This is a genomic window from Craterilacuibacter sp. (genome assembly GCF_051659485.1).
Taxonomy (GTDB): domain Bacteria; phylum Pseudomonadota; class Gammaproteobacteria; order Burkholderiales; family Chromobacteriaceae; genus Craterilacuibacter.
In genome coordinates, this window is record NZ_JBOFOO010000099.1 from 1 (window position 1) to 11,325 (window position 11,325).

Genomic DNA, 11,325 nt, shown 5'->3' on the forward strand with positions numbered 1-11,325 from the left:
CCGGGCGACCTGCCTACGGCGCTGGCGCGTGACTATTATGTACAGCGCGCATCGGCCGGCCTGATCATTAACGAAGGCACCCATATTTCGCCCAGCGCCAAGGGCTATGCCGGTGCCCCCGGCATTTATAGCGAAGCACAGATTAGCGCCTGGCGCGACATCAATCAGGCCGTCCACCAAGCCGGCGGCCTGATGGCCATCCAGCTGTGGCACACCGGGCGCATCTCGCACAACAGCGTCCAGCCTGATGGCGAAGCCCCCGTCGCACCGTCGGCGATTGTGGCCGACAGCAATACCAATATCCTCGATGAAAACGGCGCGCTGGTACGCACGCCCTGCTCGATGCCGCGCGCGCTGGAAGGCGCTGAAATCGAAGACCTGATCGAAGACTACCGCCGCGCCACCGATAACGCGCGCCGTGCCGAATTCGACCTGGTCGAAATCCACGCCGCCCACGGCTATCTGATCAACCAGTTCCTGTCGCCGCAAGCCAACCTGCGCGATGACGCCTACGGCGGCAGCATCGAAAACCGTGCCCGCCTGCTACTGGAAGTCGTTGATGCCGTCGTGGCCGAGTGGTCGGCCGATCGCGTCGGCATCCGCATCTCGCCACTGGGCATATTCAACGGCCTGTCCGATGTCGGCCAGGAAGACATGGCCCTCTATCTGGCTGACGAACTGGCCAAGCGCAAGCTGGCTTATCTGCACATCTCCGAGCCGGACTGGGCCGGTGGCCCTTCCTATACCGAAAGCTTCCGTCAGACCCTGCGCGCCCATTATCCGGGCTGCATTATCGGAGCCGGCGGCTACACTGCAGACAAGGCCGAAGCGCTGCTGGACAAAGGCTATATCGACGCCGCAGCCTTTGGCCGCAGCTTTATCGCCAATCCGGATCTGCCGGCACGCCTGCAAGCCGGTGCCACGCTCAATACGCTAAACCCGGCCACACTCTATGGTGGCGGTGCCGAAGGCTACACCGACTACCCGGCGCTATGAGGCTGCGTTCATCACGCCGTCACACCCCGCAGCCAAGCTGCCCCCTGCCCCACAATTTAAGGAGAGCCTGATGAAACGCGTATTGTTTGTTCTGACCAGCCACGACAAGCTGGGGGACACCGGCCACCGCACCGGTTTCTGGATAGAAGAGTTTGCCGCCCCCTACTACCTGCTGGCAGATGCGGGGGTCGACGTTACGCTGGCATCCCCGCTGGGGCTGCAGCCGCCCATCGACCCGAAAAGCGCACTGCCCGAATTCCAGACGCCGGCCACCGTGCGCTTCAATACCGACGCCGTGCTCCAGGACAAACTGGCGCACACCACCAAGCTCACGGAAGTCGAGGCCGCCGACTTCGATGCAGTGTTCTATCCCGGTGGCCACGGCCCGCTGTGGGACCTGACCAATGACGAAGCCTCCATCCTGTTGCTGCAGGCCTTCGATCGCTTAGGCAAGCCGATTGCCGCCGTCTGCCATGCACCCGCCGTACTCTTGCATGCCAAAAAGGCTGATGGCAGCCCGCTGGTTGCCGGACGCCACGTCACCGGCTTTACCAATGGCGAAGAAGAAGCGGTTGGCCTCACCCACGTCGTTCCTTTTCTTCTGGAAGACGCACTGAAAGATCAGGGTGGCCTGTACGCCAAGGGGCCGGACTGGGGTGCCTTTACACAGCAGGATGGCCAGCTGATCACCGGTCAGAACCCGGGCTCGTCCGAGGCGGTGGCAGAATGCCTGCTTTCCTTGCTGGGCAGCTAAATAGCTAAGCGACACCGTCTGCCGTCAATGGCAGACGGTATCTTTCTTCCTTGCTCATTCTGTATCGACCTCACGCGAGAGGGTAACGCATACCCTATACAGCATTTACACATGGCATAATCTGGCAATGTACATCTCCATGTAAACGCTATGCCCAGTCATCTTGTTGTCCAAGCCCCCTCACTATCCGACCATGCCTTGCTGCAGCTCGCGGCCATCGCCGGCGCTAAACATATCGAACGTACCTCGGCTACGCATGCGCGCCTGTCTACGGTCTTACCCGAAACGCGCAATGTCTTGATGGACATGGCACTACGGCTGGAGGTCGATGCAGCACTGGTGGAGGATGGCACACGCTTCGCCGACTACGGCCTCCTGGTGTCGGACATGGACTCGACGCTGATCACCATCGAGTGCATCGACGAAATCGCCGACATGCTGGGCATCAAGCCGCAGGTGGCCGCCATCACCGAGCGCTCGATGCAGGGAGAGCTGGACTTTGCCCAGTCGCTGACCCAGCGCGTGGCCTTGCTTGAAGGACTGGAAGAGGCCGCGCTGGAGCGCGTCTATCGCGAGCGCCTGCGACTCACCCGCGGCGCCGAAACCCTGCTGGCTGCATGCAAGGCACACGGTGTGCGCTTCATGCTGGTCTCGGGTGGTTTTACCTTCTTTACCGAACGCCTCAAGACCGAACTGGGTCTGGACTACGCTTACGCCAACGAACTTGAAATTGTCGACGGCCGCCTGACCGGGCGCATCAAGGGCGAGATTGTCGATGCAGCAGCCAAGCGCCGCCTACTGATAGCCAAACGCGAAGAACTGGGCCTGCGCCCGGAGCAGGTGATCGCGATGGGCGATGGCGCCAACGACCTGTTGATGCTAGCCGAAGCCGGCATCGGTATCGCCTTTGATGCCAAGCCGGTGGTGCGTGCACAGGCGGATATCGCCATCAACCATGTGGGCCTCGAAGGCGTCGCCGCATTATTTGTACAGGATAGTGCCGATGTCATTGCCTGAGCTGGATACCGTATCTTTTGATGCCGAACTGCCGCTATCGCTGCGCCCCTTCGATGACTACAACGCCAAACTGGCGCGCGAGACGCGACTGGGTCTGCGCATACTGGCTGCCCCCACTGAAAACCGTGAGGGTAGCGATCCGCAAATGCAGCGGCTGGAAGCCAAGCTGGACCTTGCGCTGGAAGTCGCCCTCTTTTCCCGCCACCCCGATAGCCCGCCGCTACATCCTTGCCGTTTGGGCTTAGGCCGCATCGCCTGGCAGTCGGCATGCGAGCAGCAAACAGACAGCCCGGTATTACTGACGCTCAGCCCGCATGCCGACTCGGCACTCACCCTGTTTCTGCCGGCGCACATCAGCAGCAACCAGATTTCCGCCCGGCAAAACTACATCTACATAGCCTCCATCGACGCGGCACTTGATGAAAACACCCGGCATTTGTGGGAAAAATGGATTTTTCGACGTCACCGCGAGCAGATCCGGCAGCGGGTATAAATGTTCGGTTTCGAATAATTTAACCTAGTAAAAACCGATAATATCTATGAATTACTATTTAAAGCCAGCATTTCATCGAACATGAACATATAGAGTCACAAATTGAACACACATAAAATCATATCAAATAAAAAATCACCCGCAACTTCGTTTGCGAGTGCTTTTTTTTTATTGATTAAAGACATTATATGGTAATAGAATTGAACAATTAAATAATAACGGTTCTAATTTACGGTGTAAAAAAGACACCTTAGAGCGTGAAATCGGCTATGCCGTGATTCACTACTAGCCGAAAACCCTGTTCACTTCATTACAGTAAGCCACTCATGACTCAAGAAACAGTAGCCGTACAAGGGCACACCCCAAGCACAGCACGCGCCGAACCGGCGGCGGCCTTACCAGCCTGGAATAGCCGCGATACCACCTGGATGCTTAGTCTGTTCGGCACTGCCGTCGGCGCCGGCATTCTGTTTTTGCCTATCAACGCAGGGATGGGTGGCTTTTGGCCGCTGGTACTGATGGCGCTGCTGATTGGGCCGATGACCTTCCTCGCCCACCGCGGCCTGTCGCGCTTTGTATGCTCGTCCGCCAAAGAAGGCAGCGACATTACCGAAGTTGTCGAAGAGCACTTCGGTGTCGGTGCGGGTAAAGCCATTACCCTGCTCTATTTCTTCGCCATCTACCCTATCGTACTGATCTACGGCGTAGGCATTACCAATACCGTAGACAGCTTTATCGTCAACCAGTTGGGCATGATGTCGCCACCACGCTGGCTGCTGTCCATCGTGCTGATCATGGGCATGATGTCGGTGATGTTGTCCGGTGAAAAGCTGATGCTCAAGGTCACCCAGCTTCTGGTGTACCCGCTGGTCGGCATTCTGGCCTTTATGTCGCTGTACCTGATTCCTGACTGGAGGATGGATGCACTGCTGGTGATGCCTACTGCTGTCGATGCGCTGGGTACCGTCTGGCTGACCATCCCGGTTCTGGTATTTGCCTTTAACCACTCGCCTGCCATTTCCCAGTTCGCCGTTGCCCAGCGCCGCGAATATGGCGTACATGCCCGTAAAAAAGCAGACCAGATCCTGCGCAATACGTCCTTGATGCTGGTCGGTTTCGTGATGTTGTTCGTGTTCTCTTGCGTGCTGTCGCTGACCCCGGCCCAGTTGGCTGACGCCAAATCGCAGAACCTGCCTATCCTGTCTTATCTGGCCAACGTGCACGATAGCGGCTTTGTCTCCTACTTCGGCCCTCTGGTTGCTTTTGTGGCCATCGTGTCCTCCTTCTTCGGCCACTATCTGGGCGCGGCAGAAGGCATGAACGGCATTATCGTCAAGCAGATGCGCAGCAGCGGCAAGACCGCCGACGCCAAGAAGATCAACCGCTTCATCCAGGTATTCATGGTTCTGACCATCTGGGCTGTCGCGGTGATCAACCCTAGCATTCTGGGCATGATCGAAGCACTGGGTGGTCCTATTATCGCCGCCATCCTGTACCTGATGCCGATGTACGCCATCAGCAAGATCCCGGCAATGAAAGAACACCGTGGCGCGATCAGCAATGTGTTTGTCGTGGTCATGGGCCTGCTGGCGATGACGGCCATCCTGTTCGACTTCTTTAAGTAACACCTATCCGGCCGCGCCGAGCGCGACCCGACATGAAAAAAGGAGGTGCCTTGCGGCGCCTCCTTTTTTATCGCGACCACCTGTCGTTTCAGGCCAACGCCGCCAGCAATTTGGTATGGATACCACCAAAGCCGCCATTACTCATCACCAGAATCTGGTCACCCGCGCGCGCCTCGGCCACGACGGCCGCAATGAGCGTATCCAGATCTTCGAAACTCGCCGCCTTATCCCCTAATGGAGCCAAGGCTTGCCGGGTATCCCAGCCCAGATTGGCGCCATAGCAGTAGACCCGATCAGCAGCCGCGAGTGAAGCGGCCAAAGCCTCCTTCATCGCCCCCAGCTTCATGGTGTTAGAGCGCGGCTCCAGCACCGCCAGAATACGCGCGCCGCCCACCTTGGCACGCAAGCCGGCAACCGTCGTCGTGATTGCCGTTGGGTGATGGGCGAAATCGTCATACACCGTCACCCCGCCAGCCACCCCCTTCACTTCCATACGCCGCTTCACATTAACAAAGCGGGACAGCGCATCGATCGCATCCTTCACCGCTACGCCGGCATGGCGCGCTGCAGCGATGGCCGCCAGGGCGTTGTGCCGGTTGTGCTCGCCCATCAGGCCCCAGCTAACCCATCCCTGCCCTACGCCATTGAGCAGCACTTCAAAGCTGCCATCGGCAGCCAGTTCGCCAACCTGCCAGCCACTCTGCGCTCCAAACTTCTCGACCGGTGTCCAGCAACCGCGTGCCAGCACGCGTTCCAGTGCCGCTTCGCGGCCATTAGCCACGACCAAGCCTTGTGACGGCACCGTCCGTACCAGATGGTGAAACTGGGTCTCGATGGCAGCCAGATCGGCAAAGATATCGGCGTGGTCGAATTCAAGGTTATTAAGCACGCAGGTACGCGGGCGGTAATGGACGAATTTGGAACGCTTGTCGAAAAAAGCGGTGTCGTACTCATCGGCCTCGATCACAAAGAACGGGCTCTGACTGGCTGGGTCCAGCGCCGGCGCTCCCGGCAGGCGTGCCGATACACCAAAATTTTCCGGGATGCCTCCGATCAGGAAACCGGGCGCAAGACCGGCATCCTCCAGTATCCAAGCCAGCATGGCACTGGTGGTGGTTTTGCCGTGAGTGCCGGCAACAGCCAATACCCAGCGCCCTTGCAGCACATTCTCGGCCAGCCACTGCGGGCCGGAAATATACGGCAAACCACGGTTGAGGATTTCTTCCATCAAGGGCTTGCCGCGACTGACCACATTGCCGACTACATAGACATCCGCCTGCAGTTCAAGCTGTTCTGCACCAAAGCCTTCAATCAGCTCGATCCCCATCGCTTCAAGCTGGGTACTCATCGGCGGATAAACATGGGTATCGCAGCCGGTTACGCGGTGACCGGCCTGCTTGGCAATGGCGGCAATGCCGCCCATGAAGGTGCCACAAATGCCTAGGATATGGATATGCATGGAAAACGTCGTGTAGTAAGGCCAGCAGGCCGAAAAGCGCAAGCTTACGCACGAAGCGCTCCGCTCTCAAGTATGCCGCTGCACGCACCCCCTCCAAAACGCAAAAAAACCCGCAAAGCGGGTTTTTTATCAGGCACAACAACAAGTACTTACAGGCCGTAAGGGTGTTGCAGCACGATGGTCTCTTCGCGATCCGGACCGGTAGACACGATGGCAACCGGCGCGCCGCACACTTCGGCGATACGGTTCAGATAAGCCTGGGCATTAGCCGGCAAAGCCTCCCAGCTCTTGCTACCGAAGGTCGTTTCGCTCCAGCCCGGCATGGTTTCGTAAATAGGCTCGCACTTGGAAACCGCATCCGCGCCCAGAGGCAGGATGTCGATCTCTTTGCCATCCAGCATATAACCCACGCACAGTTTGATCTCTTTCAGACCATCCATTACGTCCAGCTTGGTCACGCACAAGCCGGTCACACCGTTGATCTGGATGGTGCGCTTGAGTGCAGCGGCATCGAACCAGCCGCAGCGGCGCGGACGGCCGGTGACCGAACCAAACTCGTTGCCTTGCTTGGCCAGAAAAGCACCGATTTCATTTTCCTGTTCGGTCGGGAACGGACCGGAACCCACGCGGGTGGTGTAGCCCTTAACGATACCCAGCACATAGCTGAGCATCTGCGGTGCCACACCGGCGCCTGGCGACGCGGCGCCCGCCATGCAGTTGGACGAGGTTACGAACGGATAGGTGCCATGATCGATATCCAGCAGCGTGCCTTGCGCGCCTTCAAACAGCAGCGGTACACCCGCGGCATTCATGTCGTACAGGGTACGGGATACATCACCGACCATAGGCTTGATGCGCTCTGCCAGCAGCATGGTCTGCTCGAGGATAGCCTCGAAGCTGACCGGATCAGCCTTGTGGTATTGCGTCAGCTGGAAGTTGTAGTAATCAACGTTTTCCTTGAGCTTGGCGGCGAAGGCTTCGCTGTCAAACAGATCGACCACACGCAGGGCACGGCGTGCCACCTTGTCTTCGTAAGCCGGGCCGATGCCGCGACCAGTGGTACCGATCTTGCCGGCGCCCTTGGACAGTTCGCGAGCCTGATCCAGTGCAACATGGTAAGGCAGAATCAGCGGACAGCCTTCGGAAATCATCAGGCGCTTGTCGACATCGACACCGGCGGCGAGCAGCTCATCGATTTCCTTGAGCAGGGCTTCGGGGGAGAGCACCACACCGTTACCGATAAAGCACTCGACACCAGCGCGCAGGATGCCGGACGGAATCAGGCGCAAAATGGTTTTCTTGCCATTCACCACCAGCGTGTGGCCGGCATTGTGGCCACCCTGAAAACGCACCACGGCCTCGGCGTGATCGGTCAGCCAATCGACGATCTTGCCCTTGCCTTCATCACCCCACTGGGTACCAATTACAACTACGTTCTTGTTGGACATCGGAAGTAACCTCTTCTTCTCGGTCAAAATACAATTCAGTTAAACGGAACGACCTGCCAACCGGCACCCGTTGCAAGCAGTTCACGGTCGCAAGCCAGAGCTTCGGCAGACTCGCCCAGATAATCCATGACCACCATCTCGCCGCTGGCACGCAAACGCACCACTTCGTCTGCTGCGTCGGGCAGCAGACGGGAAGCGACACGGATACCGCGCACGGCGTCACGCGCCGGCAGGATACGGATCAGATCACGCAGGTCAAGGCTGAAACCGGTCGCCGGACGCGCACGGCCAAAACGGCGGCCGACATTGTCGTAACGGCCGCCACGTGCCAGCGCATCGGACCAGCCAGGTGCGTAAGCGGTAAACAGCAATCCTGTATGGTAGAAACCGCTGCGCAACTCGGCCAGATCGAAACTCAGCTCGACCTTGCCTTGCAGGGCGCGGGCGATGGCCGACAACTGCGTCAGGCCCAGTTCGATCTCCGGCAGCGACGGCAGGCGCATGCGCGCGCTATCCAGCATGCTGACCGGACCATACAGTTCCGGCAGCGCAATAAAGGCACTGCGGTACGGCTCGGCTACATGAGCCACCAGCTCACGAATGCTGGCCACATCCTTACTTTGCAAGGCGGCAAACAGCTCCTGCGCCGTTGCTGCATCCAGTCCGGCGGCCGCAACCAGACCGCGGAATATTGCGATATGCCCCACATCGAGACGGATATTTTCTACACCGCCCAGACGCAAAGCATCCAGCATCAGGCCTATCACTTCCAGATCGGCCTCGATGCCGGCATAGCCATACAACTCGGCACCAACCTGCAAGGGCTCGCGTGAACTCATCAAGCCATTGGGGCGGGCATGCACCACGCTGCCGGCATAGCACAGCCGGGTTACGCCGGTGCGCTCCGACAACAAATGGGCATCGATACGCGCGACCTGAGGCGTAATATCCGCCCGCAAACCCAGCTGACGACCGGACAGATGATCATCCAGCTTGAAGGTCTTGATATCCAGTGCACCATCGTCTGCCGATACCAGTGCTTCGATATACTCGATCAGCGGCGGCGAGACCAGCTCATAGCCTGCGGTGCGAAACTGCTCCAGCATGGCAGCCTTGGCAGACTCCACTTGGCGCGCGGTTGCCGGCAATATGTCGGCAATATGTTCGGGTAACAGCCAGTTGCGCATGGTTGAAATCACTACACAATAAAAGGCGGGAGACACTCCCGCCTTAGCTTCAACGAATCAGCCGGTTTCCCGGCTGATAACAGATGGTATTACTGTTTGCCACCGACTGCAGGATTCTTGAAATACTTGAAGAATGCAGAGTCAGGCTGCAAGACCATTACATCGCTCTTGTTCTTGAACGATTCCTTGTACGCCTGCATGCTGCGCCAGAATGCATAGAACTCGGGGTTCTTGCCATAAGCCTGCGCATAAACTGCACCCGCCTTGGCATCGCCCTCGCCCTTGATCTGCTGCGCATTCTTATAAGCCTGCGACAGGATCACTTCTTTCTGACGGTCGGCATCGGCACGTACGCGTTCAGCCTCTTCTGCACCTTCACTGCGCAACTGGCTGGCAACGGCCAGACGTTCGGAACGCATGCGCTCATAAACAGAGGTGCTGATTTTATCCGGAAAATCGACGCGCTTTAAGCGTACGTCGAGAATTTCCACACCCATTTTACGTGCTTCTGCGTCCGCGCGCTGCTTTACGATTGCCATCACCTGTTCGCGCTTGCCGGAAATCACGTCGGCCACGTCTTTCTGGCCGAACTGGGCACGCAGACCGTCATTAATGATCTGCTTCAAACGCGAAACGGCAGCCAGCTCATTGCCACCCACGCTCTTGTAGAACTGCTCGACATTCACTACACGCCACTTAACATAGCTGTCGACCAGCACGTTTTTCTTTTCGCGAGTATTGAACAGTTCCGGTGCTTCGGCATCGATAGTTTGCACGCGCTTGTCGTAGTAGCGCACATTCTGCAGGAACGGCACCTTGAACTTGATGCCAGGCTTGGAGATGACGTTTACCACTTCGCCAAACTGGAACACCATGGCAAACTGGCGCTGGTCTACGGTAAACATAGACATGGAAAGCAGCAACAGGCCCGCGACCAGTGCCACCAGAGTCGGTATCAGTTTATCCATCGCTTACTCCTCCTTAGCGGTTTCAGCAGCCCGCCCGGTGCGGTCTGTCAGGTCACGCCCGTTGCGTACAGTGGCAACAGCGTCAGGCTGCTTGCCCGTCGCGGTGCTAGCCTGTCCGGCAGAAGGAGAAGGCGTCGGAGCTGAGCCCGGCGCAGCTTGCTGCATCAACTTATCCAGAGGCAGATACAATAGATTGCCACCACCTTTCTGGTCTACCACGACCTTGGAGGTATTGCTCATCACCTGCTGCATCATGTCGTAATACATACGGTCGCGCATCACCTTGGGTGCCTGACCATATTGCGACAGCACCGACGTAAAGCGCGAAGCATCACCCTCGGCATTGTCGACCACACGCTGACGGTAGCCTTCGGCCTCCTCCATCAGACGTGAAGCCAGACCACGCGCCTTCGGAATCACATCATTGGCGTAAGCCTGACCCTCGTTGCGCAGCTTTTCCTTGTCCTGCCCGGCCTTGACCGCATCGTCAAACGCGGAACTGACTGCCTGCGGCGGCTGCACATCATTGATGTTGACCTTGGCAATGCGAACACCCAAGTTGTAGCGATCTACAATCTGCTGGATCAGCAACTGGGTATCTGCAGCAATCTGGGTACGGCCTTCATTCAGCACAAAATCGACCTTATTACGCCCGACGACTTCGCGAATGGCCGTTTCAGCTGCCTGCTTGACAATATCCTTGGCGTCTTTTTCCTGCGCAGCATTATTAAACAGGAAAGCCTTGGCATCTTTGATGTCGTATTGCACCGAGAACTGGACATCAATGATGTTCTGGTCATCGGTCAACATCAGCGACTCTTCCGGAATGCGGTTCTTGGCGCTACCACGATAACCGACCTCGATACTGCGCACTTCGGTCAGGTTGACGATCTCAACCTTTTCGAACGGATACGGCAGGTGCCAGCCCAAGCCCGGGCCTGTCGTACGGGAATAACTTCCCAAACGCAGCACAACACCCTCTTCACGAGCATCGACGACGTAAAATCCACTGGCCAACCACAAAGCAGCCACCACACCAACAACAGCCAAAGCACCACCACGGAACAGCCCGCTAGGGGAGGTTTCCGGTGTGGGTCCATTATTACCGGCAGCTGGAGGCTTGGCACCTAGCAGGCGTGATAGCTTTTGATTCAGGCGGCGAAAAATTTCGTCCAGGTCGGGCGGGCCGTCGTTACCTCCACGGCCTCGGTTCGGGTCATATTGAGACATCTCGATCGTGGTCTTTATGGTTAGGGTGTTGGGATGAATAATTTACAGCAAGTAGGGCAATGGCTTCACGCAGGAGTTCCATTCCTTCGCCTTTAAGGGCAGAAACACGAACAGAAACCGGATACCCGCTATCATCGTACCCGATTTC

Annotated in this window: 10 protein-coding genes; 5 read left to right on the forward strand and 5 right to left on the reverse strand. The window is 57.7% G+C overall.

Annotated features, from left to right (window positions below; genetic code table 11):
- The 5 genes from nemA to ACRC1E_RS03590 form a co-directional block, all read left to right on the forward strand.
- Positions 1-996: N-ethylmaleimide reductase (nemA, locus tag ACRC1E_RS03570; RefSeq protein ID WP_438513738.1), on the forward strand; the 996-nt coding region annotated here is incomplete at its 5' end.
- Between the two features lie 70 nt (positions 997-1,066).
- The gene (locus ACRC1E_RS03575; protein WP_438513739.1) at positions 1,067-1,750 is read left to right on the forward strand and encodes a type 1 glutamine amidotransferase domain-containing protein; all 684 of its coding nucleotides are present in this window, start codon (positions 1,067-1,069) and stop codon (positions 1,748-1,750) included.
- Positions 1,751-1,900: 150 nt separating this feature from the next.
- On the forward strand, positions 1,901-2,767 hold the full coding sequence (gene serB, locus ACRC1E_RS03580; protein WP_438513740.1) for a phosphoserine phosphatase SerB: 867 nt from the start codon (positions 1,901-1,903) through the stop codon (positions 2,765-2,767).
- Positions 2,754-3,260, forward strand: a complete 507-nt coding sequence (locus tag ACRC1E_RS03585; protein WP_438513741.1) for a PilZ domain-containing protein — start codon at positions 2,754-2,756, stop codon at positions 3,258-3,260. Before serB ends, ACRC1E_RS03585 begins: the two co-directional genes overlap by 14 nt.
- Positions 3,261-3,586: 326 nt before the next feature.
- Positions 3,587-4,885, forward strand: coding sequence for a serine/threonine transporter (locus ACRC1E_RS03590; protein WP_438513742.1), 1,299 nt, complete (start codon positions 3,587-3,589; stop codon positions 4,883-4,885).
- An 88-nt stretch (positions 4,886-4,973) separates the two neighbouring features.
- On the opposite strand, the gene mpl is transcribed toward ACRC1E_RS03590, so the two are convergent.
- From mpl to hflK, 5 genes are all read right to left on the reverse strand, one after another.
- Positions 4,974-6,344, reverse strand: a complete 1,371-nt coding sequence (gene mpl / locus ACRC1E_RS03595) for a UDP-N-acetylmuramate:L-alanyl-gamma-D-glutamyl-meso-diaminopimelate ligase (RefSeq protein WP_438513743.1) — start codon at positions 6,342-6,344, stop codon at positions 4,974-4,976.
- 149 nt (positions 6,345-6,493) lie between these two features.
- Entirely contained in the window at positions 6,494-7,792 is a 1,299-nt protein-coding gene (locus ACRC1E_RS03600) for an adenylosuccinate synthase (RefSeq protein ID WP_438513744.1), read from the reverse strand.
- 35 nt (positions 7,793-7,827) lie between these two features.
- The gene (locus ACRC1E_RS03605; protein WP_438513745.1) at positions 7,828-8,979 is read right to left on the reverse strand and encodes an ATP phosphoribosyltransferase regulatory subunit; all 1,152 of its coding nucleotides are present in this window, start codon (positions 8,977-8,979) and stop codon (positions 7,828-7,830) included.
- Between the two features lie 89 nt (positions 8,980-9,068).
- Complete coding sequence (hflC, locus tag ACRC1E_RS03610; RefSeq protein ID WP_438513746.1) at positions 9,069-9,947, reverse strand: protease modulator HflC; 879 nt, start codon at positions 9,945-9,947, stop codon at positions 9,069-9,071.
- A 3-nt stretch (positions 9,948-9,950) separates the two neighbouring features.
- A complete protein-coding gene (gene hflK / locus ACRC1E_RS03615; protein ID WP_438513747.1) occupies positions 9,951-11,177 on the reverse strand; it encodes an FtsH protease activity modulator HflK in 1,227 nt (408 codons plus the stop codon).
- Positions 11,178-11,325: the final 148 nt, after the last annotated feature.